Source organism: Pedococcus sp. KACC 23699 (assembly GCF_045348425.1).
Classification (GTDB): domain Bacteria; phylum Actinomycetota; class Actinomycetes; order Actinomycetales; family Dermatophilaceae; genus Pedococcus.
Window position 1 is genome coordinate 2,467,407 of record NZ_CP157483.1, and the last position, 25,606, is coordinate 2,493,012.

Annotated in this window: 21 protein-coding genes and 2 tRNA genes; 17 read left to right on the forward strand and 6 right to left on the reverse strand. The window is 72.3% G+C overall.

The window, feature by feature from the left end; genetic code table 11:
- Window positions 1-65: 65 nt before the first annotated feature.
- Genes ABEG17_RS11645 through ABEG17_RS11655 form a run of 3 tightly spaced genes read right to left on the reverse strand, consistent with a single transcriptional unit; the run spans window position 66 to window position 3,623 of the window.
- Window positions 66-1,505 carry a tryptophan-rich sensory protein gene (locus ABEG17_RS11645; RefSeq protein ID WP_406829646.1) on the reverse strand — a complete coding sequence of 480 codons (1,440 nt, stop codon included), beginning with the start codon at window positions 1,503-1,505 and terminating at the stop codon, window positions 66-68.
- Window positions 1,506-1,509: 4 nt separating this feature from the next.
- Complete coding sequence (locus tag ABEG17_RS11650; RefSeq protein WP_406829647.1) at window positions 1,510-2,232, reverse strand: CPBP family intramembrane glutamic endopeptidase; 723 nt, start codon at window positions 2,230-2,232, stop codon at window positions 1,510-1,512.
- Window positions 2,229-3,623: a cryptochrome/photolyase family protein gene (locus ABEG17_RS11655; RefSeq protein ID WP_406829648.1), complete on the reverse strand. Its 1,395-nt coding sequence runs from the start codon at window positions 3,621-3,623 to the stop codon at window positions 2,229-2,231. Before ABEG17_RS11655 ends, ABEG17_RS11650 begins: the two co-directional genes overlap by 4 nt.
- Window positions 3,624-3,832: 209 nt before the next feature.
- On the opposite strand from ABEG17_RS11655, the gene ABEG17_RS11660 reads away from it, so the two are divergent.
- From ABEG17_RS11660 to ABEG17_RS11740, 17 genes are all read left to right on the forward strand, one after another.
- Window positions 3,833-9,346 (forward strand): carboxyl transferase domain-containing protein, encoded by a 5,514-nt coding sequence (locus ABEG17_RS11660; protein ID WP_406833186.1) that lies wholly within the window; start codon window positions 3,833-3,835, stop codon window positions 9,344-9,346.
- Window positions 9,347-9,348: 2 nt separating this feature from the next.
- Window positions 9,349-9,993, forward strand: a complete 645-nt coding sequence (locus ABEG17_RS11665; RefSeq protein ID WP_406829649.1) for an NTP transferase domain-containing protein — start codon at window positions 9,349-9,351, stop codon at window positions 9,991-9,993.
- A gap of 135 nt (window positions 9,994-10,128) precedes the next feature.
- Entirely contained in the window at window positions 10,129-11,022 is an 894-nt protein-coding gene (locus tag ABEG17_RS11670; RefSeq protein WP_406829650.1) for an AAA family ATPase, read from the forward strand.
- Entirely contained in the window at window positions 11,019-12,149 is a 1,131-nt protein-coding gene (locus ABEG17_RS11675; protein WP_406829651.1) for a vWA domain-containing protein, read from the forward strand. The genes ABEG17_RS11670 and ABEG17_RS11675 overlap by 4 nt, the downstream gene beginning before the upstream one ends.
- The gene (locus ABEG17_RS11680) at window positions 12,142-13,344 is read left to right on the forward strand and encodes an XdhC family protein (protein ID WP_406829652.1); all 1,203 of its coding nucleotides are present in this window, start codon (window positions 12,142-12,144) and stop codon (window positions 13,342-13,344) included. The genes ABEG17_RS11675 and ABEG17_RS11680 overlap by 8 nt, the downstream gene beginning before the upstream one ends.
- A gap of 88 nt (window positions 13,345-13,432) precedes the next feature.
- Window positions 13,433-13,915, forward strand: coding sequence for a (2Fe-2S)-binding protein (locus ABEG17_RS11685; RefSeq protein ID WP_406829654.1), 483 nt, complete (start codon window positions 13,433-13,435; stop codon window positions 13,913-13,915).
- Window positions 13,912-16,398: a xanthine dehydrogenase family protein molybdopterin-binding subunit gene (locus ABEG17_RS11690; protein WP_406829655.1), complete on the forward strand. Its 2,487-nt coding sequence runs from the start codon at window positions 13,912-13,914 to the stop codon at window positions 16,396-16,398. Before ABEG17_RS11685 ends, ABEG17_RS11690 begins: the two co-directional genes overlap by 4 nt.
- Window positions 16,395-17,249, forward strand: coding sequence for an FAD binding domain-containing protein (locus ABEG17_RS11695; RefSeq protein WP_406829656.1), 855 nt, complete (start codon window positions 16,395-16,397; stop codon window positions 17,247-17,249). Before ABEG17_RS11690 ends, ABEG17_RS11695 begins: the two co-directional genes overlap by 4 nt.
- 4 nt (window positions 17,250-17,253) lie before the next feature.
- Window positions 17,254-17,976, forward strand: coding sequence for an SRPBCC domain-containing protein (locus ABEG17_RS11700; protein ID WP_406829658.1), 723 nt, complete (start codon window positions 17,254-17,256; stop codon window positions 17,974-17,976).
- A gap of 107 nt (window positions 17,977-18,083) precedes the next feature.
- The gene (gene aroQ / locus ABEG17_RS11705; protein ID WP_406829659.1) at window positions 18,084-18,542 is read left to right on the forward strand and encodes a type II 3-dehydroquinate dehydratase; all 459 of its coding nucleotides are present in this window, start codon (window positions 18,084-18,086) and stop codon (window positions 18,540-18,542) included.
- A 67-nt stretch (window positions 18,543-18,609) separates the two neighbouring features.
- The gene (locus tag ABEG17_RS11710; protein WP_406829660.1) at window positions 18,610-19,815 is read left to right on the forward strand and encodes an acyl-CoA dehydrogenase family protein; all 1,206 of its coding nucleotides are present in this window, start codon (window positions 18,610-18,612) and stop codon (window positions 19,813-19,815) included.
- Between the two features lie 90 nt (window positions 19,816-19,905).
- Window positions 19,906-19,978, forward strand: a tRNA-Thr gene (locus tag ABEG17_RS11715).
- Window positions 19,979-20,011: 33 nt separating this feature from the next.
- Window positions 20,012-20,085, forward strand: a tRNA-Met gene (locus tag ABEG17_RS11720).
- A 123-nt stretch (window positions 20,086-20,208) separates the two neighbouring features.
- A complete protein-coding gene (gene rpmG, locus ABEG17_RS11725; RefSeq protein ID WP_056915500.1) occupies window positions 20,209-20,379 on the forward strand; it encodes a 50S ribosomal protein L33 in 171 nt (56 codons plus the stop codon).
- 101 nt (window positions 20,380-20,480) lie between these two features.
- Window positions 20,481-20,927 (forward strand): MaoC family dehydratase N-terminal domain-containing protein, encoded by a 447-nt coding sequence (locus ABEG17_RS11730; RefSeq protein WP_406829661.1) that lies wholly within the window; start codon window positions 20,481-20,483, stop codon window positions 20,925-20,927.
- A 2-nt stretch (window positions 20,928-20,929) separates the two neighbouring features.
- On the forward strand, window positions 20,930-21,352 hold the full coding sequence (locus ABEG17_RS11735; RefSeq protein WP_406829662.1) for a MaoC/PaaZ C-terminal domain-containing protein: 423 nt from the start codon (window positions 20,930-20,932) through the stop codon (window positions 21,350-21,352).
- A 9-nt stretch (window positions 21,353-21,361) separates the two neighbouring features.
- Window positions 21,362-22,438 carry a UDP-N-acetylmuramate dehydrogenase gene (locus ABEG17_RS11740; RefSeq protein ID WP_406829663.1) on the forward strand — a complete coding sequence of 359 codons (1,077 nt, stop codon included), beginning with the start codon at window positions 21,362-21,364 and terminating at the stop codon, window positions 22,436-22,438.
- A 49-nt stretch (window positions 22,439-22,487) separates the two neighbouring features.
- Here the strand turns inward: ABEG17_RS11740 and ABEG17_RS11745 are convergent, their stop codons facing one another.
- The 3 genes from ABEG17_RS11745 to ABEG17_RS11755 form a co-directional block, all read right to left on the reverse strand.
- The gene (locus tag ABEG17_RS11745; RefSeq protein WP_406829664.1) at window positions 22,488-23,516 is read right to left on the reverse strand and encodes an adenosine deaminase; all 1,029 of its coding nucleotides are present in this window, start codon (window positions 23,514-23,516) and stop codon (window positions 22,488-22,490) included.
- A gap of 80 nt (window positions 23,517-23,596) precedes the next feature.
- The gene (locus ABEG17_RS11750) at window positions 23,597-24,094 is read right to left on the reverse strand and encodes a DUF5709 domain-containing protein (RefSeq protein WP_406829665.1); all 498 of its coding nucleotides are present in this window, start codon (window positions 24,092-24,094) and stop codon (window positions 23,597-23,599) included.
- Window positions 24,095-24,190: 96 nt separating this feature from the next.
- Window positions 24,191-25,501, reverse strand: a complete 1,311-nt coding sequence (locus tag ABEG17_RS11755; RefSeq protein ID WP_406829666.1) for an aminotransferase class I/II-fold pyridoxal phosphate-dependent enzyme — start codon at window positions 25,499-25,501, stop codon at window positions 24,191-24,193.
- Window positions 25,502-25,606 lie beyond the last annotated feature (105 nt).

The following is a 25,606-nucleotide window of genomic DNA, read 5'->3' on the forward strand; positions in this document are numbered from 1 at the left end:
GCAGGTGCCTGCTCCCGAGGCAACCACCGTATGCCGCCGCGCGACCGCTGAGCGTGGCGGTTCCCTCAGCGCAGGAAGCCGCGGCGCCTGCGGTTGCGGTGCGCGATCGTCCCGGACAGCACGGTCGCGAACCCGCACCACGCCGCATACGCCCCGATCGCCACGGCCTTGCCCCGGCCGGCGGCACCGGCACGACGGGCGAGGTCGGCCGAGGACAGGGTGAGCACCGCGCACTCGGCGGTGGCCAGCCACGGTCGCTTGGCGCGGAAGAACAGGCCGGTCCAGGCGGCGTTGAGCGCCATGTTGAGCCCGAGCGCCTGCTCGAGCTCGCGGGCCTCGTCCCCACGACCGGCCTCGGCGAGGTAGGACGAGGAGACCGCGCTGACCAGGGCGACGTCGGCGTAGAGCCCGGTCCAGACGACGGGGAACGCCGCCGGCGGCGGCTCCCACGACGGGCGGTCCAGCGTGCGGTACCAGCGCGACCCGGGGTCGGTGAGCAGCGAACCGGTGACCGCAGCCGCCCCGACCACGGCGCTCGTGCGGGCGAGGGTACGGCGCCAGCGGAAGGGGTCGATGCCACGGTTGGCCGCGCGGATCGCGTCCTCGAAGCCGGTGCGTCCACCGGGCGGCGGCCCGGTGACGTCGAGGATGTCCTGCTCGTCGCAGACCGCCTCGTGGACCAGGCTGCCGATGAGGGGCCGCCCGATGCCGCGGGAGATGGGCGTGACGATGTCGATCCACAGGCCCGCGAGCTTGGGCGTGAGGACCGGGACGGTGGTGATGAAGCGGCGACCCAGGCCGACGATCTCGGCGTAGCGCTGCATCATCTCGGCGTAGGTCAGGACCTCCGGGCCGCCGATGTCGAAGGTGCGGTTGACCTCGGGGCCCATCAGCGCCGAGCCGGCCAGGTAGTGCATGACGTCGTCGACGGCGACCGGCTGGATCCGGTTGCGCAACCAGCGGGGTGCGACCACGGCCGGCAGCCGCTCGGTGAGGTGGCGCAGCATGTCGAACGACGCCGAGCCGTCACCCAGGACGATGCCGGCCTGCAGCACCGTCGCGGGCACCGGGCCCTCGAGGAAGATGTCACCGACCTCGACGCGCGAGGCGAGGTGGTCGGACAGCCGACCCTTCGGGTGCAGCCCACTGAGATAGACGATTCGCTCCACACCGCGGTCCTTCGCCGCGTCGGAGAAGGTGTGCGCCATCTCGCGGTCCCGGGCCATGAAGTCGCCCTTGCCGTCCATCGAGTGCAGCAGGTAGTAGGCGACGTCGACGTCCGCGAGGGCCCTGCGGCAGTCGTCGGCCGAGGTGGCGTTGCCCTCGACGACCTCCACCCGGTCGGCCCATTCGCGGCCCTCGAGGCCTCGACGGCTGCGGGTCAGGACCCGGACGGTCCAGCCGCGGTCGAGCAGGACGGGGACGAGCGCCCCACCCACGTAGCCGGTGGCACCGGTGACCAGCACCCGGCGGGGGGCGTGGGAGGAGTCAGACCGCGAAGGCATGGGTTCAGCTTCCTGAGGAGAGGACGGTGGGCAGGAGGAAGAGCATCCCGAGCGACCACGTGAGGTGGGTGATCACCGGGCCGAGGATGCCACCGGTCACCCGGCGCTGCAGGCCGGTCAGCAGCCCGAGGAGACCGGCCGCGAGGACCAGCAGGGGGATGCCGGACCCGACGGTGGTCAGGGCGTAGACGACGGTGGTGACGAGCACCGCGTGCCGTCGACCGATGGCGGAGTAGAGGGCGCCGCGGAAGTAGAGCTCCTCGGAGACGCCGTTGACCGCGGTGATCAGGGCGACGACCGGCAGCGAGCCGAGGCGGGCGTGGTCGAGCAGGTTGGTCACGGGGTCGCGCAGGAGCGGGATGCGGGCGATGACGAGCCCGCCGAGCAGGAAGATGGCGAGCAGCAGCGCCCCGAGCGCCAAGGACTGCACGATGGGCCGGGCGTCGCCGCCCGACCGGGTCCGGGCCCGCCCGAGGTGCAGCGGACCGGAGACGAACGCGCCGATCGTCCAGACGAGGGCCAGCCCCACGGTCGCGAGGTAGAAGGCAGGGTCGCCCGGCGGGATGCGCAGGGCCAGCGTGAGCACCGCGGTGCCGACCAGCAGCGTGACGACGGCGACGAGGCGGCGGCGCCGGAACGCGGCGTCGGACTCGGTGTGGTCGCGAGGGACCGGCGTGACGAGGGCAGCACGGACGAAGGAGCGCACCTCGTGCACAGGGTTGATCACGACGACGCCCCTCCCGAGCCCCGAGCCGCCTCGTACCGTCGCAGCGCCTCGCGTCGTTCCTCGGCGTGGTCGACGACCGGCTTCGGGTAGTCGTGGTCGTAGCCCCCGTCGTGCTTCCACGGCTCGTGCACTGCCTTGCCCGGGATGTGGGCGAGCTCAGGGACGTAGCGGCGGACGTAGTCGCCTTGGGGGTCGAAGCGCTGCCCCTGCGTGATGGGGTTGAAGACGCGGAAGTACGGGGAGGCGTCGGTGCCGGTGCCGGCCACCCACTGCCAGCCGTGGTTGTTGGACGCGATGTCGCCGTCGAGGAGGTGGTCGAGGAAGTGCCGCGCGCCGACCGGCCACCACACGTGCAGGTCCTTGGTGAGGAAGCTCGCCGTCACCATCCGCATCCGGTTGTGCATCCACCCCTCGGTGAGCAGCTGGCGCATCGCCGCGTCCACGACGGGGTAGCCGGTGCGCCCTTCCTTCCACGCCTCGACGAGGTCGGTGTTGTCCTCGTAGGTGATCCCGGAGAGCGCGGGGCGCAGGTCGTGCCAGGAGGAGCGCGGGTTGTGCCACAGGACGTCGGCGTAGAACTCGCGCCAGCACAGCTCGGTCTCGAACGTCTGCGCGCCCTGTCCCGTGCGACCGCTCAGCTCCGCGAGCAGGGTGCGCGGGTGCACCGCACCGATCTTGAGGTAGGGGGAGAGCCGGGAGGTCCCCGGACGGTCGGCCCGGTCGCGGTCGTCCTTGTATGCCGTCAGCGCGTCGTCGAGGAACTCGCGCCACCGCGCGAGCGCGGCCTCCTCACCGGCGGGCGGCAGCTCGGGCAGGCCCTCGACGGACTGGGCCCCGCGCAGGGTCTTCCAGCCGTCGTCGTCCGAGGCGACCCGGGCAAGGGTGAGGTCGGCGGGCTCCGTCGCCGGTGCGGGCCAGCCGTGGTCGCGCCAGGCGCGGCTGAACGGGGTGAAGACCTTGTAGGGGTCGCCGCTGCCGTTGGTGATCGAACCCGGCCCGACGGCATACGGGGTGCCGGTCTCGACCCAGTCCACCCCGGACTCGGCGAGGGCTGCGGCGACCGCGCGGTCACGGCGCACCCCGGCCGGAGTGGTCTCCCGGGAGACGTGCACGGACCTCGCGCCGACCTCCTCCACCACGGCGGGCACGACCTGCGCGGGGTCGCCGGCCCGCAGGCAGAGCCGGCCGTCGTACGCCTCGCGGGCTGCGTCCAGGGTCGCGGCGAGCCACGCCCGGCGCACGGGACCGGCTCCGTCCCACAGCGCCGGGTCGAGGACGAAGAGCACGAGCACCGAGCCGCCGTCGGCGGCCGCCGCTGCCGCACCCAGCGCAGGGAGGTCGCCCCGGCGCAGGTCGCGGCGGAGCCAGAGGATGGAGGCGGCGCGTGACATGTCCTCAACCCTAGGTGGGCTCAGCCGAGCCCGCAGGGGGCGAGGTGTGGGGCTCCTCGGAGCTCCCCGTCGGGTCGCGGCCACCCGACGCGGACAGGCCGGATCGGGCATTACTCGCGAGTCACCGTCCATCGGTGGCAGGCTCGGGACCCGGCGGCGTGCGGTCTGCGCCGCAAGCCGTCGTCCGTCCGTGCTGGGAGGCCCACTCGATGTTCTCGCGCATCGCCATCGTCAACCGGGGAGAGGCCGCGATGCGGCTCATCCACGCCGTGCGCGACCTCAACGCGCAGGCAGGAGCTGGCGGGCACCGCATCGAGACGGTCGCCCTGCACACGGAGGGCGAGAAGCGCGCGATGTTCGTGCGCGAGGCGGACCTGGCCTACAACCTCGGCCCGGCGGCGAACCGCCCCTACCTCGACTACGCGGTGCTCGAGAAGGCCTTGCGCGAGACCGGGGCGGACGCCGCCTGGGTCGGCTGGGGCTTCGTCGCCGAGGACCCGAGCTTCGCCGAGCTGTGCGCCCGGATCGGCGTCACGTTCATCGGCCCGAGCCCCGAGGCGATGCGCAAGCTGGGCGACAAGATCGGCTCCAAGCTCATCGCCGAGGAGGTCGGCGTGCCCGTCGCGCCGTGGAGCGGTGGCGGGGTCGACACCCTCGAGGACGCCAAGGCCGCGGCGGCCAGGATCGGCTACCCGCTCATGCTCAAGGCCACCGCCGGTGGTGGTGGCCGAGGCATCCGCATGGTCGCCTCCGACGCCGACCTCACCGACGCCTACGAGCGGACCCGCGACGAGGCGCAGCGCGCGTTCGGCTCCGGGGTCGTCTTCCTCGAGCGCCTGGTCACCGGTGCCCGCCACGTCGAGGTGCAGGTCATCGCCGACGGGCAGGGCACCGCGTGGGCCATCGGCGTCCGCGACTGCTCGATCCAGCGACGCAACCAGAAGGTCATCGAGGAGTCCGCCTCGCCCGTCCTCGGCCCGGAGCAGACCGCCGAGGTCAAGGCCAGTGCCGAGCGGCTCGCCATCGCGGTGGGGTATGCCGGTGCCGGCACCGTGGAGTTCCTGTACCACCCGGGCGACAAGTTCTTCGCGTTCCTCGAGGTCAACACCCGCCTGCAGGTCGAGCACCCCATCACCGAGTCGACGACCGGCACCGACCTCGTCAAGCTCCAGATCCACGTCGCCAGTGGTGGTCGGCTCGAGGGGGAGCGGCCGGTCGAGGAGGGTCACGCCGTCGAGGCCCGGCTCAACGCCGAGGACCCCGACCGCGACTTCGCTCCCTCGCCGGGACGGATCGCGTTGCTGCAGCTGCCGTCCGGCCCCGGCATCCGCGTCGACACCGGCGTCGGCGAGGGCGACTCGATCCCGGCCGACTTCGACTCGATGATCGCCAAGATCATCGCCGTCGGCAGCGACCGCGACGAGGCGCTCGCGCGCCTGCGACGGGCGATGTCCGAGACCACCGTCGTCATCGAGGGCGGCTCCACCAACAAGAGCTTCATCATCGACCTGCTCGACCAGCCCGAGGTCATCGACGGCAGCGCTGACACCGGCTGGATCGACCGGGTCCGCGGCGAGGGCCGGCTCGTCTCCCACCGGCACTCCGGGATCGCCCTCGTGGCGGCCGGCATCGAGGCCTACGAGGACGAGGAGGAGGTCGAGCGCACCCGCCTGCTGGAGACCTCGCGCGGTGGTCGCCCGCAGGTGCAGCACCGCACCGGCCGGGCCATCGACCTCAAGCTGCGCGGCAGGGCGTACAAGGTCACGGTGTGGCGGATCGGCCCGCACCTGTTCCGCGCGACGGTCGCCAACGGCGCCACCGAGCAGACGGTCGACGCAGAGCTCGACCGGCTCGACGAGTACACCAGCCGCCTCACCACCGGCGGCCGCACCCACCGGCTCATCACCGCCGCCCACGGACCGGTGCAGCTCGTCGAGGTGGACGGGGTGACGCACCGGGTCAGCCGGGACGAGGGTGGGGTGCTGCGTTCTCCCGCACCGGCGCTCGTCGTCGCGACCCCCGCCCCGGTGGGCGCCGAGGTCGCCGCGGGGGCACCCGTGCTGGTGCTCGAGTCGATGAAGATGGAGACCGTCCTGCCGGCGCCGTTCGCGGCCCGGGTCAAGGAGCTCCTCGTCTCCACCGGCAGCCAGGTCGAGACCGGCGCGCCGCTGGTGCGCCTCGAGCCCCTGGGCGATGCCGACGCGGTGGCCGACGAGGCTCCGACCGACGCCGTCGACCTCGACCTGCCCGCGCTCGACCTCAGTGGTGCCGTGGCCCAGGAGGTCGTCGAGCGCTCCCGGGCGTCGCTGTGCGCCATGCTGCTCGGCTACGACGTCGACCCCCGCGACAACGGCGGCCCGCTGCGGTCCTACCTCGCCGCGCGGGACGAGCTCGTGGCCGCTGGCCACCCCCAGATCGGTGACGAGGTCGCCGTGCTCGAGGTGTTCGCCGACTTCGCCGAGCTGAGCCGCAACCGGCCGGCCGGTGAGGAGGACCACGTCGAGAACCGCGTGCACAGCCCGCGCGAGCACTTCCACACCTACCTGCAGAGCCTCGACGTCGAGCGCGGCGCGCTGCCCGAGCAGTTCCGCAGCAAGCTCTCGCAGGTGCTGCGGCACTACGGCCTGGACAGCCTGGACCGCACGCCCCAGCTCGAGGAGGCGGTGTTCCGCGTCTTCCTCAGCCAGCAGCGCTCCGCGCCGGAGGTCGCGCTCGCCACAGCCCTGCTCCAGCACTGGATCGTCGAGCCGCGGCCGGAGCCCCCGCTGGACGCCAGCGCGCGCGACGTCCTCGACCGGCTGGTCGTGGCCACCCAGCTGCGCTACCCCGTCATCGGTGACCTCGCGCGCAGCGTCCGGTTCCGCTGGTTCGACCAGCCGCTCGTCGACGCGGACCGGGCGACGGTGCTCGGTGGTGTCCGGGACGAGCTCGCCGCCCTCGAGGGGGTGCCCGGCGGCGACGAGCGCGCCGTGCGCATCGACGCGCTGGCGGCGATCCCCGAGCAGATCGTGCAGTTCCTCGCCGAGCGCCTCGAGTCCGGCGTGCCCACCCGCGAGCCGATGCTCGCGGTCCTGATCAAGCGCCACTACCGCGACCACGACCTCACCGGGCTGCGCGAGCTGCAGGTCGAGTCGCGCCCGTTCGCCGTGGCCGACTACACCCTCGACGGGCGCGCGACCCATCTCGTGACCTCCGTGGGGTCCGTCGACGAGCTGACCCCGGACTCCGCCCTGGTCGCGGCCGTCGCCGAGCAGCTGGCCCAGCGCGCGGACGGTGACGAGGCCGTGGTCGACCTCTATCTGTCCTGGCCCGACGAGCCGTCGTCCGCCGAGCAGGCCTCCGCCCACGTGGCCTCGGCGCTCGCCGCGGTGCCGTTCGCCCCGCAGGTGCGCCGGATCGCCGTCGCGGTCTGCCCGGGCGGCGGGCGGCCCGTCAGCTACTTCACGTTCCGTCCCGAGGACGGCTCGATGGTCGAGGACCGTCTCGTCCGCGGGGTCCACCCGATGGTCGGACGCCGACTCAACCTGTGGCGGCTGCGCGACTTCGACATCACCAGGCTCGAGGCACCCGAGGACGTGCTGCTCTACCGCTGTGTCGCCCCCGGCAACGAGTCCGACCAGCGACTCGTCGCCCTCGCCCAGGTGCGCCAGCTCGCGGTCGTCCGGGACGAGGCCGGCCGCGTCACCGCCCTGCCGCACGCGGAGCGCGCCATCGCCAACTGCCTCGAGGCGATCCGTCGGGCCCGCGCCGCCAGCGGCGCCGCCGGTGCCCGGCTCGACATGAACCACGTGTGGGTGCACATCTGGCCGCCCATCGAGGCCGACCTCGACCAGCTCACCGCGCTCCAGGCGAAGATCTCCCCGCTGACGGCCGGTGCCGGCATCGAGGAGGTCCTCGTGCAGGGCCGGATCGCCACCCCGGACGGCGCCAGCGCGCCGCTCGCCGCCCGGTTCCACTACCAGCCCGGCTCGGGCGTCGTCACCTCAGTCGAGGAGCCGCCCACCGAGCGGCTCCTGCCCCTCGACGACTACGCGCAGAAGGTCGTCCGCGCCCGGCGCCGTGGGGTCGTCTACCCCTACGAGCTCCAGGCGATGATCGCCGGGCACGGCGGCACCGCCACCGAGTACGACCTCGACGACCGCGGCAGCCTCGTGCCCGTCGACCGCCCCTACGGCCTCAACAAGGCCGGCATCATCGCCGGGGTCATCACGACGCCGACCGAGCGCTACCCCGAGGGCATCACCCGCGTGCTGCTGTGCGGCGACCCGCTCAAGGCCCTGGGTGCCGTGTCGGAGGCCGAGTGCATGCGGGTCATCGCTGCCCTCGACCTCGCCCAGGAGATGGGTGTGCCCGTCGAGTGGTTCGCGCTGTCCGCCGGCGCCAGGATCTCGATGGACTCCGGCACCGAGAACATGGATTGGGTCGCCCGAGCCCTCAAGCGCATCATCGAGTTCACCCAGGACGGCGGCGAGATCAACATCGTCGTCGCCGGGATCAACGTCGGCGCCCAGCCCTACTGGAACGCCGAGGCGACGATGCTCATGCACACCAAGGGCATCCTGGTGATGACCCCGGACAGTGCGATGGTCCTCACCGGCAAGCAGTCGCTCGACTTCTCCGGTGGGGTCTCGGCCGAGGACAACTTCGGCATCGGCGGCTACGACCGGGTCATGGGCCCGAACGGCCAGGCGCAGTACTGGGCGCCCGACCTCGCCGGCGCCCGTGACGTCCTCATGGCCCACTACGACCACACCTACGTCCACCCGGGCGAGGACGGGCCGCGCCGCGCCCGGACCACCGACCCGGTCGACCGTGACGTCACGTCGTTCCCGCACACGCTGGCGGACTCGGGCTTCACGACGGTGGGCGACATCTTCTCGTCGGCGACCAACCCCGACCGCAAGAAGCCCTTCGACATCCGCACCCTGATGGCCGCGGTGGCCGACCAGGACCACGAGACGCTCGAGCGCTGGGCCGGCATGGCCGACGCCGAGACGGCGGTCGTGCAGGACGCCCACCTCGGCGGGATCCCGGTGTGCCTGTTGGGAATCGAGTCCAAGACCGTCGCGCGCCGAGGGTTCCCGCCCACGGACGGCCCGGACACCTACACCGCCGGCACGCTCTTCCCGCGGTCGTCCAAGAAGGCCGCCCGCGCCATCAACGCCGCCAGCGGCAACCGCCCGGTGGTGGTCCTCGCCAACCTGTCCGGGTTCGACGGCTCACCCGAGTCGATGCGCAGCCTGCAGCTCGAGTACGGCGCCGAGATCGGCCGCGCGATCGTCAACTTCGACGGGCCGATCGTCTTCACGGTGGTCTCGCGCTACCACGGTGGAGCGTTCGTGGTCTTCTCCAAGGTGCTCAACCCGCGGATGACCGTGCTCGCCGTCGAGGGCTCGTTCGCCTCGGTCCTCGGTGGGGCCCCGGCGGCAGCGGTCGTGTTCTCCCGCGACGTTGACGCCCGTACGGCGTCCGACCCGCGGGTGCGCGACCTCGAGGCCGCGATGGGGGAGGCCGGCCAGGCCCGCCGGGCCGAGCTGGCGACCGAGCTCGCGGAGGTGCGCAGCGCGGTCCGCTCCGAGAAGCTCGGCGAGGTGGCCTCGGAGTTCGACAAGGTGCACAGCATCCACCGCGCGGTCAGCGTGGGCTCGGTTGACGCCGTCATCTCGGCGAATGAGCTGAGGCCGCGGATCATCGCCGCGATCGAGGCCGGGCTCAAGGGCTGACCGTGGTGGCGCCGCAGGAGCAGCCCCACAGGGTGGCGGGGCTGCTCCTCGCTGCCGGGGGAGGGCGGCGGATGGGCCGACCCAAGGCGCTGGTCCCCGATCCGGGCGGCGGCACCTTCCTCGAGCGCGGCCTGCGCGTCCTCCGGGAGGCCGGGTGTGCCCCGGTGGTCGTCGTCCTCGGCGCGGGTGCCGACCTGGCCCGCCCGCTGGCGACGGCTGACGCGACGGCGACGCATGACGCGACGGCGACGGGTGGCGCGGCCGCGGCCGATGTCGTCGTCGAGGCCGCCGACTGGGCCGACGGCCAGAGCGCCTCGCTGCGGGCGGGGTTGGCGGCGGTCGCCGACACGGACGCCGAGTCCGCCCTGGTCATGCTGGTCGACCTCCCGGACGTCGGTGCCGCCGTCCTCGAGCGGCTCATCGCCGCCACGGCGGGCGGGGGGCCCGCGGTCCTCGCGCGGGCGGCATACGAGGGGGTGCCCGGTCATCCGGTCCTGCTCGGGCGCGAGCACTGGACGGCCATCCGCGAGGGGGCCCGCGGCGACCGCGGCGCACGCGACCACCTCGCGACCCACCCCCACGTCGTCGTCGAGTGCGGCGACCTCGCGACCGGCCGCGACGCCGACACCCCGGCCGACCTGGCCTGAACCTCCTCCGCGGCCGTCCATCCTGCGGATGGTGCCCGCCGTCCACAGGCCGTTGACCGCGGCGAAGGCGCCTCTCAACGTTCACACATCTGCGATCCCCTTTCGGTTCCGGCCCGCGTGGGTGATGATCGGGACATGGAGCCACGGGAGGCCTTTGCGTCGGCCGGAGAGCTGACGCGGGGCCTTGGCGAGACCGGGTACCTCGCCGATGCCTCCCTCGCCACGGTCGCGTGGCTCGCGCTGCGCCTTCAGCGTCCGTTGCTGCTCGAGGGGGAGCCGGGCACCGGCAAGACGGCCCTCGCCGAGGCCCTGGCAGAGACGCTCGACCTGCCGTTGATCCGCCTCCAGTGCTACGAGGGCATCGACGCGACGCAGGCCCTCTACGACTGGGACTTCCCGCGCCAGATCCTTCACCTCCGGGCCGTCGAAGCGGTGACGGCCGACCAGGCGCGCGACGTGGCCGAGATCGAGGACCAGCTCTTCGACCAGCGCTTCCTGCTCGCCCGTCCGGTGCTGCGCGCCCTGCGCGAGGCCCCCGCGGTGCTGCTCGTCGACGAGATCGACCGGGCCGACGACGAGTTCGAGGCGTTCCTGCTCGAGGTCCTCTCGACCTGGCAGGTCACCATCCCCGAGCTCGGCACCGTCGTCGCGGCCACCCCGCCGGTGGTCATCCTCACGTCCAACCGCACCCGTGAGCTGCACGACGCGCTCAAGCGCCGGTGCCTCTACCACTGGATCGACCACCCGGGCCTCCAGCGCGAGCTCGAGATCGTCCGCAGCCGCGCACCGGAGGTGTCCGAATCCCTTGCCGCGCAAGTGGTTTCGACGGTGCAGGTGCTGCGTCAGGACCACGACCTCATCAAGCCGCCGGGAGTGGCCGAGACCCTGGACTGGGCGCGCGCCCTGCACGAGCTGGGCAGCACCAGCCTCGACCTCGAGACCGCGTCGGCCACCCTGGGCGTCGCCGTGAAGTACCGCGAGGACTCCGAGCGCGTCCGTGCCGCGCTCGACCGGATCCTCACCTCATGACCGTTGCCGCGGCCGTGCCCGCCACCCCGAGCCACGCACCCGACGCCGTGCTGCTGGGCTTTGCCCGCGCTCTGCGATCCGCAGGGGTCGCCGTGACCGCCGACCGCGAGCGCACCTACCTCGAGGCCGTTGCCGCGGTGGGCCTGATGAACCCCTCGGGGGTCTACTGGGCCGGGCAGGCGACGTTGTGCTCGTCACCGGCCGATCTCGAGCGCTACGACCAGGTGTATGCCGCGTGGTTCGGTCTCGAGCGAGCAGGAACCCGTCCGCGCCAGGAGGCCTCACCCACCCTGACCATGGCTCCGTTGGACGCCGACAGCGGGTCGGGGCAGGCGCAGGAGGAGGAAGCGGACGCGATCCACGCGCAGGCGAGCGCGGCGGAGGTGCTGCGGCACCGGGACATCGCGACCCTGGGCAGCGCCGAGCGGGCCCGCCTGGCGGCGCTCTTCGCGACCTTGCGCCCTCGCGCCCCCCGACGCCCGGCGCACCGCCCCACGCCGGCAGCCCGCGGCATCGTCGACGCCCGGCGCACCCTGCGTGACCAGCTCCGCAGGATGGGGGAGCCCGGACCGATCGCGTGGCGGCGCCGCGGCACGCGCCCGCGTCGGGTCGTGCTCCTCATCGACGTGTCGGGGTCGATGAGCCCCTACGCCGACGCGCTGCTGCGGTTGGCGCACACCTACGCCGCCACCGGCCTGCCCGTCGAGGTCTTCACGCTCGGCACGCGGCTGACCCACGTCACGCGACCACTGCGGCAACGGGACCCCGAACGCGCCCTGGTGGCCTGCGGCAGCACCGTCCCCGACTGGTCCGGCGGCACCCGCCTCGCCCAGGGGGTCAAGGCGTTCCTCGACCGCTGGGGTCGTCGGGGCATGGCCCGCGGGGCCGTCGTCGTGGTCTTCAGCGACGGCTGGGAGCGCGAGGCGCCCGAGGCCCTGGGCGAGCAGATGCGCCGCCTGCGGGTGCTCGCGCACCGGGTCGTCTGGGTCAACCCCCACCGTGGCAAGGAGGGGTACCAGCCGGTGCAGCAGGGGATCGTGGCGGCGCTCCCGCACATCGACGACTTCGTCGCCGGCCACTCCATGGCGGCGTTCGAGGAGCTGGTGGAGGTGGTGGCCCGTGCGTGAGGTGATGCCGGAGCTCATCAAGTGGTGGCGGGCAGGAGCCACGACCGGGGTCTCGACGGTCGTGGCGACCTGGCGTTCGGCGCCCCGTCCCGCGGGTGCATCGATGCTCGTCGGCCCCGGTGGCGAGGCCGTCGGGTCGGTCTCGGGCGGTTGCGTCGAGGGCGCCGTCTACGAGCTCGCTTCCGAGGTGGTCGCCGACGGCACCCCGGTGCTGCAGCGTTACGGCGTCAGCGACGACGACGCCTACTCCGTCGGGCTCACGTGCGGCGGGATCCTCGACGTGTTCGTGGAGTCGGTGAGCAAGGAGTCCTTCCCCGAGCTGGGCGACATCGCCACCGACGTGGAGGCAGGGCGACCGGTCGCCGTGGCCACGGTCATCGAGCACCCCGACCCCGCGTGGCTGGGCAAGCGCCTCGTCGTCCGACCCGAGGGGTCGGACGCCGGCGACTCCGGTTCGCTCGGCTCGGCCCGCGCCGACGACGCCGTCACCGATGACGTCCGCGGGCTGCTCGCGTCGGGGCGCACCGAGACGCTGACCTACGGGCCAGACGGTGAGCGGCGCGGCGAGGGACTGCGGGTCTTCGTGTCGTCGTTCGCCCCACGCCCCCGCATGCTCGTCTTCGGCGCCATCGACTTCGCCGCCGCCGTGGCGCACATGGGCCACTTCCTCGGGTACGAGGTGACCGTCGTCGACGCACGACCCGTGTTCGCCACCCACAGCCGCTTCCCCTCCGCGGACGAGGTCGTCGTCCAGTGGCCGCACCGCTACCTCGAGGCTGAGCGCGACGCGGGTCGCCTCGACGGGCGCACGGTGATCTGCGTCCTCACGCACGACCCGAAGTTCGACGTCCCGGTCCTGGAGATCGCGCTGCGGCTCCCGCAGGCGGCGTTCGTCGGGGCGATGGGCTCGCGCCGTACGCACGAGGACCGGATGGCCCGCCTGCGGGAAGCCGGACTCACCGAGGTCGAGCTGGACCGGCTCTCCAGCCCCATCGGGCTGGACCTCGGCGCCCGTACGCCGGAGGAAACGGCCGTGAGCATCGCCGCGGAGATCGTGGCCCTCCAGTGGGGTGGCCGCGGCGACCGGCTGGCCCGCCGGGACGGCCCCATCCACCACCACGGACTGACCCCGCACGACGTGCCGCAAGCACCAGAGAGCGTCCAGGCGCATGCGGGAGGTGGGGCCGGGACCTAGTCGGGTTGACGGTTGTCAGCGCAGGGCAGTGCAGCAAGGATCCGAAGAGGCACCGGTAGGTGCAGCTCGAACACAAAGGAGTGTTTGGATGACCCGCATCAACGTCACGGTCGACGGAGTCGGCTACGAGGACGAGGTGGAGCCGCGCACGTTGCTGGTCCACTACCTGAGGGAGAGCCTGGGCAAGACCGGCACCGTGATCGGCTGCGACACGAGCAACTGCGGGGCGTGCACCGTGCACCTCGACGGGCGCAGCGTGAAGTCGTGCAACGTGCTCGCGGTCCAGGCCGACGGCCACGAGGTGACCACCATCGAGGGCCTCGCCCAGGACGGCGAGCTGCACCCGATGCAGAAGGCCTTCCACAACTGCCACGCACTCCAGTGCGGCTACTGCACCCCAGGCATGATCATGCAGGCGATCGACGTGCTCAACGACAACCCCGACCCCTCCGAGGAGCAGATCCGCGTCGGGCTCGAGGGCAACCTCTGCCGATGCACCGGCTACCACAACATCGTCAAGGCGGTGCAGGAGGCAGCCGGCTCCGGCGCCAAGGAAGGTGCCCAGTCATGACCGCCGTCGACGACCGCCCCACGACCGAGATCGGGTCCGCACGCAGGCGCAAGGAGGACCAGCGCCTCATCACCGGGCGCACCAAGTGGACCGACAACATCCAGCTGCAGGGCATGCAGCACCTCGCCATGGTGCGCAGCCCCTTCGCCCACGCGATGATCACCGCCATCGACACCTCGGCGGCGAAGGCGTCGCCCGGTGTGGTCGCCGTGCTCACCGGCGACGACGTCAAGGACATCCAGGGTTCGCTGCCCAACGCCTGGCCGATCACGCCGGACCAGAAGGCGCCACCGCACCCGTCCATCGCCGTGGACCGGGTCGCCTTCGCCGGCGAGATCGTCGCCGTCGTCGTGGCGCGATCCGCTCGTGCTGCGCGTGACGCCGCCGAGCTCGTCGACGTGGACTACGACGAGCTGCCCGCCGCCCTCGACCTCAAGGAGTCGGCCGATGACACCGTCCTGGCCCACCCCGACCTCGGCACGAACAAGAGCGCGTTCTGGCAGTTCGACTCGGCGGGAGCCGGCACCGGCACCTCGGTGGACGACGCGATCGCGGCGGCCCGGGAGGGCGGCATCCTCATCGAGCGCGAGTACCGCCAGCAGCGCCTCATCCCGGCGTTCATGGAGCCGCGCTCGTTCGTCTGCGACCCCACGGGAGAGCAGCTGACGATCTGGTCCTCCACGCAGGTGCCCCACTTCGTGCGCATCTTCACGGCCGCGACCCTGGGCATCCCCGAGGGCAAGGTCCGCGTCATCGCCCCGGACGTGGGCGGTGGCTTCGGCGGCAAGCTCCAGTACACGCCGGAGGAGGTCATCGTCGTCCTGGCGGCCCGCAAGACGGGCAAGCCGTGCAAGTACACCGAGACCCGCAGCGAGTCGCTCCTGTCGGCCCACCACGGCCGCGACCAGTGGCAGCGCCTCACCCTGGCAGCCACCAAGGACGGCACCGTCACCGGGCTCAAGGTGGACCTGCTCGCCGACATGGGTGCCTACCTCGGCCTCGTGACGAGCGGTGTGCCGATCCTCGGTGCGTTCATGTTCAACGCGATCTACAAGTTCCCGGCCTACCAGTTCAACTGCACCAACGTCTTCACCAACAAGACGTGGACCGACGCCTACCGCGGGGCCGGTCGTCCCGAGGCCACGTTCGCCATCGAGCGGCTAATGGACGAGCTGGCGGCGGAGGTCGGTGTCGACCCGCTGGAGATCCGGGAGAAGAACTGGATCAAGCACGAGGAGTTCCCGTTCACCTCGGTGTGCGGGCTCGAGTACGACTCCGGCAACTACGAGGCCGCCACGGCCCGCGCGAAGGAGCTTTTCGACTACGACGGTCTGCGGCGCGAGCAGCAGGAGCGTCGCGACCGCAAGGACCCCGTCCAGCTCGGGATCGGGGTCTCGACCTTCACCGAGATGTGCGGCCTCGCACCGTCCCGGGTCCTCGGCAGCCTCTCGTATGCCGCGGGCGGCTGGGAGCACGCCGAGGTGCGGATGCTCCCGACCGGCAAGGTGGAGGTCGTCACCGGTGCCAGCGCCCACGGCCAGGGTCACGAGACGGCCTGGAGCCAGATCGTCGCCGACCGCCTGGGCATCCCGTTCGACGACATCGAGGTCCTGCACGGTGACACCCAGGTCGCTCCACGCGGCCTGGACACCTACGGCTCGCGCTCGCTGGTCGTCGGTGGCCAAGCGCTCGTCATGGCGGCCGACCGGGTGATCGAGAAGGCCAAGCCGATCGCGGCCCACATGCTCGAGGCGTCCGTCGACGACATCGAGTTCAGCGGCGGCACCTTCAAGGTCAAGGGCACCGACAACGGCAAGGCCATGGCCGAGGTGGTCTGGGCAGCGTTCACCGCGCACGACCTCCCCGAGGGCACCGAGCCCACGCTCGACGCCGAGGCGACGTTCGACCCGTCGAACTTCTCCTTCCCCCACGGCACCCACCTGTGCGCCACGGAGGTCGACACCGAGACCGGTGCGGTGAAGATTCGCAGCTACGTCTCTGTCGACGACATCGGCAACATCATCAACCCGCTGATCGTCGAGGGCCAGATGCACGGCGGCATCGTCCAGGGCATCGCCCAGGCGCTGTGGGAGGAGGCGGTCTACGACGACCAGGGCACCCTGGTGTCGGGGTCGTTCGTCGACTACACGCTGCCGACGTCGGCCGACACGATCTCGTTCGTCACCGACAACACCGTGTCGCCGTCGACGTCCAACGACCTCGGCGCCAAGGGGGTCGGGGAGGCGGGCTGCATCGCCTCGACACCGGCGGTGGTCAACTCCATCGTCGATGCCGTCCGGCCGTTGGGAATCAACGACATCCAGATGCCGTGCACCCCTGAGCGGGTGTGGCGCGCCATCCAGTCGGCGGGGGCCAACCAGGCCGACGCCACGACGGGTGACGCGCAGCCGCACTTCGACGCGGGAGCGCCCAACCAGGACGCGCCCGATACCGGTTCGACGGAGAACGGAGCCGGCCAGTGATCCCCGCACAGTTCGACTACCTCGCGCCCACCTCCGTGGCCGACGCGCTGAGCGCGCTGGCCGAGGCCGGCGACGACGCCAAGGTGATGGGCGGCGGCCAGAGCCTGCTCCCCATCCTGCGGATGCGGCTCAACGCGCCGGACAAGGTCATCGACCTCGGCCGGATCGAGGAGCTGCGTGGGATCCGCGATGACGGCGACCACGTCGTCATCGGTGCCATGACCACGTATGCCGACGTGCTGGCGAGCGACCTCGTCCGCCAGCACGCAGGGGTGCTCACCGATGCCATCACCGAGGTGGCGGACCCCCAGATCCGGCACCGCGGCACGGTCGGCGGAGCGCTCGTGCACGCCGACCCGGCCGGCGACGTGGGCGCCCCGGCGCTCGCGCTCGACACCGAGTTCGTCATCACCGGACCCGGGGGCGACCGCACCGTGGCGGCCGGCGACTTCTTCGTCGACCTGTTCGAGACCGCCGTCGGTGAGGGTGAGCTGCTCACCTCCATCCGCATCCCCAAGCACACGGGCTGGGGGAGCCGCTACGAGAAGTTCGTGCGGGTCGCGCACCAGTGGTCGATCGTCGCGGTCGCCGCGACGGTGCGGGTGGAGGGCGGCGCCATCGCCGAGGCCAGGATCGGGCTGACCAACATGGGCTCCACCCCGTTGCGGGCGACCGCCGTGGAGCAGGCCCTGGTCGGCAGGCAGGCCACGGACGAGGCGGTGCGCGAGGCCTGCGCGGCAGCAGCCGACGGCACCAACCCGCCCTCGGACCTCAACGGTGACGCCGACTACCGCAAGCACCTCGCCACGGTCCTCACCCGGCGCGCTGTGCTCGCCGCGGCAGGGGCGTGAGCCCGTGGAGCTGAGCCACTCGTTCACGGTCCCCGCCTCCGTCGACACCACGTGGGACACCTTCATGGACCTGCAGGAGGTGGGCAGCTGCTTCCCCGGGGCGCAGGTGACCGAGGTGACCGACGACGGGTTCTCGGGCACGGTCAAGGTCAAGCTCGGGCCGATCGCGCTGGTCTACTCCGGCACCGGCTCGTTCATCGAGCGTGACGACACGGCCCACCGCGCCGTCATCGAGGCCAAGGGCAAGGACAAACGGGGCAACGGCACCGCCGGCGCCACCGTGACGATCCAGCTGTCCGACGCCGGCGACGGCCAGACCAAGGCCGACGTCCAGACCGACCTCAACGTCACCGGCAAGCCGGCGCAGTTCGGCCGCGGTGTCATGCAGGACGTGTCCGACAAGCTGCTCGGCCAGTTCGTCGCGTGCATCGAGGGCAAGGTCGGCGCGCCGGCCGAGCCCGCGGTGTCCGGCGAACCGGCCGGGGCCGTCGCCGGCGCGGCCATCAGCACGGCGTCGACCGCACCCCCGGGGGTGGGCGGCCCCGCTCCGGTGTCCGTGACGCCCGCGGCAGCGCGAACGCCCACCCCGACGCGGGAGCCGGAGGCGCTCGACCTCGGCACCGCGGTCCTGCCGGTGGTGCTCAAGTCGTACGCCAAGCAGATCGTCGCCGCCGTCGTCGTCCTGCTCGTCGGGATCGGGCTGCTGCGGCGACGCCGCAAGGGCTGACCGCGCCATACCCAGCTCTGGAGGGGCTCCGCCGGGAGGTGGGGCCCCTCCAGCACGTCGCGGTCTTCGAGCGCGGGAATGGCGCCTGCTCACCTACGCTGGGCCCCATGACCGGCCCGAGCGAGCCCACCGTCGTCGTCCTCAACGGCCCCAACCTCAACCTGCTCGGCGAGCGGGAGCCGCAGATCTACGGCCACGAGACCCTCGCCGACGTGGAGGCGCTGTGCCGCGAGGCGGCTGGCAGGGCCGGGCTCGTCGTCGACTTCCGCCAGAGCAACCACGAGGGCGTGCTCATCGACGCCGTCCACGAGACGCGCACGTCGGCCGTGGGGTTCGTCGTCAACGCCGGTGCCCTGACCCACACCTCGATCGCGCTGCGTGACGCGCTCGCCACGGTGGCCGGACCGGTCATCGAGGTGCACCTGTCCAACGTCCACGCCCGCGAGGAGTTCAGGCACCACTCCTACCTCTCGGCCGTCGCCTCCGGCGTCATCGTGGGTTGTGGACCGAGCGGGTACGCGTATGCCGTGGCCCGGGTCGCCGAGCTCGTGAAGCAGCGCGCGTGACGCACCCGACGCCGACCTGACCCTGGGGGACCTGCCCTCGCCGGCCCCGGCGGGGCAGGATGGGCCCATGGCCACCTCACCCCGCCGCCCGCTCGACCCGATGGACCTCGCCGGGATCGACGACCTGCTCAGCGACGAGGAGAAGGCGGTCCGCAGCACCGTGCGGACCTTCCTCGACCAGCGGGTCGAACCCTTCGTCGCCGACTGGTTCGAGCGTGGCGAGGTCGACGACATCCGCGGGCTGACCAAGGAGCTCGGCGCCCTGGGCCTGCTGGGCATGCACCTCGAGGGCTACGGCTGCGCCGGCATGAGCGCGGTCGACTACGGGCTGGCCTGCATCGAGCTCGAGGCCACCGACTCCGGGATCCGCAGCCTCGTCTCGGTCCAGGGGTCGCTGGCGATGTTCGCCATCCACCGCTGGGGCAGCGAGGAGCAGAAGCAGCGGTGGTTGCCCGCCATGGCGACGGGGGAGGCGATCGGATGCTTCGGCCTCACCGAGCCCGACCACGGCAGCGACCCCGCGTCGATGCGCACCCGGGCCCGCCGTGACGGCGACGACTGGGTGCTCGACGGCTCGAAGATGTGGATCACCAACGGCTCCATCGCCGACGTGGCCGTGGTCTGGGCTCAGGTCGACGAGGCCGGCGACGGCACCAGCACGATCAGGGGCTTCGTCGTGCCCACGGACAGCCCCGGCTTCTCGGCGCCCCAGATCAAGCACAAGATGAGCCTGCGCGCGTCGGTCACCAGTGAGCTCGTCCTGGACGGTGTCCGCCTGCCGGGCGACGCGGTCCTCCCGGAGGTGCGCGGGCTCAAGGGCCCGCTGTCGTGCCTGTCCGAGGCCCGGTACGGCATCGTCTGGGGCTCTTTGGGGGCGGCCCGGTCCAGCCTCGACACCGCCCGGCGCTACTCGATGGAGCGTGAGCAGTTCGGTCGCCCGCTCGCCGGCTTCCAGCTCACCCAGCAGAAGCTGGCCGACATGGCCCTGGAGCTGGTCAAGGGGCAGCTGCTCGCCCTGCACCTCGGCCGCCGCAAGGACGCCGGCACGCTGCGACCCGAGCAGGTCAGCCTCGGCAAGCTCAACAACATCCGCGAGGCGCTGGACATCTGCCGCACCTCGCGAACCATCCTCGGTGCCAACGGGATCAGCCTCGAGTACCCCGTCATCCGGCACATGAACAACCTCGAGTCGGTGCTCACCTACGAGGGCACCGTGGAGATGCACACGCTGGTGATCGGGCAGGCGATGACCGGCGAACAGGCCTTCCGCTAGGCCTGCGAACAGCCGATTTTCGGTCCGGGCACCGGAGCGTGTAGTCTCACCGACGCACTTCCGCGCGGCTCCCAGAGCCCCGGTGTGCAGGCCCCCTTAGCTCAGTCGGCAGAGCGTTTCCATGGTAAGGAAAAGGTCGTCGGTTCGATTCCGACAGGGGGCTCTGGGAGAGGCACCGCGAGGTGCTGCACCCCATGGCGGGGTAGCTCAGCTGGTTAGAGCGCACGACTCATAATCGTGAGGTCGCGGGATCGAGCCCCGCTCCCGCTACGGCTGCGATTTCAGGAATCAGCCTGGATTCGCGTACTCTGATGTGTCGCCGCCCGTCGTCGTCCGATGTCGTGGCGCGGCACACAGACCTCACCACCGTCAGTTCCGAGAGCAGGTTGCCCCGTGGCTAGCAAGAGCGCAGACGTCCGCCCCAAGATCACCTTGGCGTGCGTGGATTGCAAGGAGCGCAACTACATCACCAAGAAGAACCGTCGGAACAACCCCGACCGTCTCGAGATGAAGAAGTTCTGCCCCCGCGACAAGAAGCACACGGTCCACCGCGAGACCCGCTGACCCACCGCGCTTCGACAGCCGCCCCGGACGAGAAGTCCACGGGGCGGCTTTGTCGTGTGCCGGCCGGGCAGCCCCACCACGGCGCACCATAGGGTGGTGCCATGGCTGTCAACGCAGACTTCGTGGGGCGCACCTACCCGCCCAGTGGCCCGTATGCCGTGAGCGCAGAGGGCCTTGCGGCCTTCGCCTCCGCCGTGGGTTCGACCGACCCGGTGCACACCTCGAGCGAGGCGGCGCGGGCCGCCGGCTACGCCGACGTGATCGCCCCGCCGACCTTCGCCGTGACGATCGCCCAACAGTGTGACGCGGTGTTCGTCCAGGACCCCGAGGCCGGCATCGACTACAGCCGGGTCGTCCACGGCGAGCAGCGGTTCGTCCACCACCGCCCGATCGCCGCGGGCGACGAGGTGCTCGGCACCCTCACCGTCGACTCGGTCCGGGCGGCCGGCGGCCACTCGATGGTCACCACCCGCACCGAGCTCACCACCACCGACGGTGAGGCGCTGTGCACCTCGACGTCCACCATCGTCATCAGGGGAGGGGAGTGAGCATGGCCGTGCGCACCCTGGCCGAGACCTCGGTCGGCGACACCATCGAGTCCCGCTCCGTCACGGTGGGCCGTGACAGCCTCGTGGCCTACGCCAACGCCTCGGGCGACCAGAACCCCATCCACCAGGACGAGGCCTTCGCCACGTCGGTGGGCCTGCCGGACGTCATCGCCCACGGCATGTGGACGATGGGCGCTGCCGGGTCGGTCGTCGAGGAGTGGGCCGGTGACGGCGGCCGCGTCGTCGAGTTCGGCACCCGATTCACCAAGCCGGTCGTCGTCCCGAAGGACGGCGGGGCGATCGAGGTCGGCGGCGTCGTGAAGTCCGTCGACGAGCAGACCCGCCGGGCGACCGTCGAGATGACCGTGACCAGCGGTGGCGACAGGGTGCTGGGTCGCTGCCTGGCCGTCGTCCAGCTGGACTGACGCCCACCCATGCGCGAGGAGCACGACGTCCCGCTGGCGGACCTGACCACGATGCGCGTCGGTGGGCCGGCTGCCCGCCTGGTCACCGCCACGACCACCGACGAGGTGGTCGACGCCGTCCGTGAGGTCGACGACGCCGACGAGCCGCTGCTCGTCATCTCCGGTGGCAGCAACGTCGTCGTCACCGACGCAGGGTTCCCCGGCACGGTCGTGCGGGTCGCCTCGGACGGGATCGAGGTCGAGTCCTCGGACCTGTGCGGCGGCGTCATGGTCCGCGTCTCTGCCGGCGTGCCGTGGGACGACCTCGTGGCCCGGGCGGTCGTCGAGGGCTGGTCAGGCATCGAGGCGCTGTCCGGGATCCCCGGTGGCACGGGTGCGACCCCGGTGCAGAACGTCGGGGCCTACGGCCAGGAGGTCGCCCAGACGATCGCCTCGGTGCGCGTCTGGGACCGCCACGAGCAGCGCGTCCGCACGTTCGCCTCGCTCGAGTGCGCCTTCACCTACCGCCACTCGATCTTCAAGGCCACCAGCCGTTTCGTCGTCCTCGACGTGCTGTTCCAGCTCTTCCCGACCGAGCTGAGCCAGCCGGTGGGGTATGCCGACCTCGCCCGCCAGCTCGACGTCGCCGTGGGCGACCGCGTGCCGCTGGCCGCGGCGCGTGAGGCGGTCCTGAACCAGCGCCGTCGCCGCGGCATGGTGCTCGACGCAGGCGACCACGACACCTGGTCCTGCGGTTCGTTCTTCACCAACCCGATCCTGTCGGTGCCGCACTTCGCCGACCTCGAGTCGCGTGCCACGGCCCGCCTCGGCGCCGACGGTCCGCGGCCGCCGCGGTTCGCCGACCCCGACGGCAACGTCAAGACGAGCGCGGCCTGGCTGATCGAGCAGGCCGGCTTCGACAAGGGGTTCAGCCTGCCCGGCAGCTCGGCCGCCATCTCGAGCAAGCACACCCTGGCGCTGACCAACCGTGGCGGCGCGACGGCCACGGAGGTCGCCGCCCTGGCACGCGCGGTCCGGGACGGGGTGCACGAGGCGTTCGGCGTGGTCCTGGTCAACGAGCCCGTCCTCGTCGGCCACGGGCTCTAGACCCTGAGCCGAGGGAGCCCGCGCGGCCCCCGGGCCCGTCCAGGGCGGCTCAGGCCGGCGCGGCCAGCCAGGCGTCGATGTCCGCCAGGGCGGCAGCACGGGTGGGTGCCGGTGCCCGACTCGCCCGCAGCGACCCGCGGGCCAGCTCGGCGAGCTCCTCGTCGCAGAAGCCCAGCACGTCCCGGGCCGTGTCGTACTGCGCGGCCAGCCGCGACCCGAACAGCAGTGGGTCGTCGGCCCCCAGGGCCACCGGTATGCCGTGCTCGACGATCGTGCGCAGCGGCACGTCTTCCGGGGAGGCGTAGACGCCGAGCGCCACGTTGCTGCGGGGGCACACCTCGAGGGCGATGCCCGACTCGGCCACGCGCTCGAGCACCCGGGGCTCCTCGACGCACCGCACGCCGTGGCCGATCCGGTCGGGCTCGACGGCGTCGAGGGTGGCCTCGACGGCGGCCGGGCCGAGCAGCTCGCCTGCGTGCGGCACCAGGGCCAGGCCGGCCCGTCGGGCGATGGCGAAGGCCGCAGCGAACTCGGCCGTGACCCCACGACGTTCGTCGTTGCTCAGCCCGAACCCCACGACGGTGCCGGGCCCGTCACCGGCGTGCTGCACCGCCAGCCGGGCGAGCGTGCGGGCGTCGAGCGGGTGCCGGATGCGGCTGGCCGCCACGACGACGGCGACCTGCGTGTGCTCCTCGCGGGAGGCCGCGGCGGCCTCGTCGAGCACGATCTCCAGGGCAGGGGTGATGCCGCCGACGAACGGCGCGTACGAGGTGGGGTCGACCTGGATCTCGAGCCACCTGGATCCCTCGGCCGCGTCGTCCTGCGCCGCCTCGCGGACGATCCGTCGCAGGTCCGCCTCGTCGCGCACGCAGGCGCGGGCGGCGTCATACAGGCGCTGGAAGCGGAACCAGCCACGCTCGTCCCTGGCGCTGAGCTGCGGCGGCCACCCGGTCGTGAGGGCGTCCGGCAGGTGCAGGCGGTGCTTGACGGCGAGGTCACGGACGGTCTCGACCCGCATCGAGCCGGTGAAGTGCAGGTGCAGGTGCGCCTTCGGGAGGGACTCGACCGGGCGGGGCATGCGGAGCAGTCTGGCACCGCCGCGGACGACCAGAGGCGCCGACCCACGGGGTCGGCGCCTCTGGTCGGGGAGGTCGAGGGTCAGCTGCCGTCGACCACGTGCATGGCCTGCTCCTCGGGGCTGAGGTCGCCCGTGCCGGCGCTCTCGTCGCCGAGCAGCTCGGCCTCGACGTCCTCGCGGGCACCCTCGTCGGGGTCGGTCAGGCTCCCGGCCAGCGCGTCGCCCACCTCGGCGTCGCCCAGGAAGTCCTGATCGGGGTCGATGCTGTCCGGGTCGTCACCGCCGACGCGGGGCGGGCCGTCCAGGCCGCTCTCGTTGTCCGGGGCGCCGTACGCGGAGTCCGGGTCCGGGACCTCCTGCATGATCCGCTGGTCGATGCTCTCCTCGAGCCCCTGCTCGTGGGCCGTCGTGCCCCACTCGGTGTTGCGGGGCTGCTGGTCGGGCGGGGACCAGGGCTCGTTGTCGCCCTCGCTGGAGTCCAGGAGGCCCTCCTGGCCGCTGCCGGCGTCGACGGAGTCGTCCACGCTGTAGCTGCCGAGGTCGTCCTCGATGCTTTCGGTGCCGGGCTGATCGCTCATGTCCCCACCCTGCGGCAGGGCGGGTGGCGCCGCAAGGCCAAGGGTCCCGCCGCTCCCGGCTGCGCCGTACCGCCGCAGGTATGGCGCGCGCCCGCCTCAGGCGGTGCGGGCGGCCGTCGCCTGCTCGGCGGCGGCGAGCAGGACGCAGGTGGCGACGGCCTCCATCGCCTCGGTGACCTGGCCCAGCGGCGGGAAGGTCGGCGCGAGGCGGATGTTGCGGTCACGGGGGTCGTCCCCGAGGGGGAACGAGGATCCTGCCGGCGTCAGGGCGATCCCCGCCTCCTTGGCCAGGGCGACCACGCGGGAGGCGGTGCCGTCGAGCACGTCGAGGCTGACGAAGTACCCACCGGTCGGGCGGGTCCAGGTGGCGACCCCCAGGCCGTCCAGGCGCTCGGTGAGGATGCGCTCCACCTCGGCGAACTTCGGCGCGATGATCTCGCGGTGCTTGACCATGTGGTCGCGCACGCCCTGCGCCGAGCCGAAGAACTGCGCGTGCCGCAGCTGGTTGACCTTGTCGGGGCCGATCGAGCCCTTGCCGAGGTGGCCGAGGTACCACTTCACGTTCTCGACCGAGGCGGCGAGGAACGCGACGCCGGCGCCGGCCCAGGTGATCTTGGACGTCGAGGCGAACATGATCGGGCGGTGCGGGTGCCCGGCCGCCGCGGCGAGGCTGAGGATGTCGGCGCTCTTGGCCTCGACCTCGGTGAGGTGGTGCAACGCGTAGGCGTTGTCCCAAAAGATCTTGAAGTCGGGCGCCGCGGCCTCCATCGAGGCCAGCCGGGCGGCCACCTCCTGGGTGACGACCGAGCCGGACGGGTTGGCGTAGGTCGGCACGATCCACATGCCCTTGATGCTGGGGTCGTTCGCGACGAGCGCGGCGACGGCCTCGGCGTCCGGGCCGTCGTCGTGCATCGGCACGGTCACCATCTCGATGCCGAACGACTGCAGCAGGGTGAAGTGGCGGTCGTACCCGGGGACGGGGCAGATGAAGGTGACCTTCTCCTCCTGGCTCCACGGACGGGGGGAGTCGACCCCGCCGTGCAGCAGCAGGTCGACGAGGGTGTCCTTCATCATCGTGAGGCTGGAGTTGCCGCCGGCCACGACCTGCTCGGGCTCGACCCACAGCAGCTCGGCGAACATCTCGCGCAGCTCCTTGATCCCGTCGAGGCCGCCGTAGTTGCGGGTGTCCGTGCCGCTCGCGTCGGTGAAGCCGCGGGGGAGGGTGAGCAGGTCGTTCGCCAGGTCGAGCTGCTCGCTGGCCGGCTTGCCGCGTGTGAGGTCGAGCTTCAGCCCTCGCTCCTTGAGGGCGGCATACGCCTCCTGCTGCTTGGCGGCGAACGACGCGAGGTCGTCGGCCGTGCGCTCGGCGAGGGGGACGGGACGGCTGGTGGCGGTCTGCTCGGTCACCCGGCCATCGTCCCAGAGCCGCGCGGTGCCGCGCAGCCGCCGTCCGCATGGTGCACGACCGCCTCGGGGGACGGCCGCCCGCGCCGGTGCAGTGCGGGCCGGGGG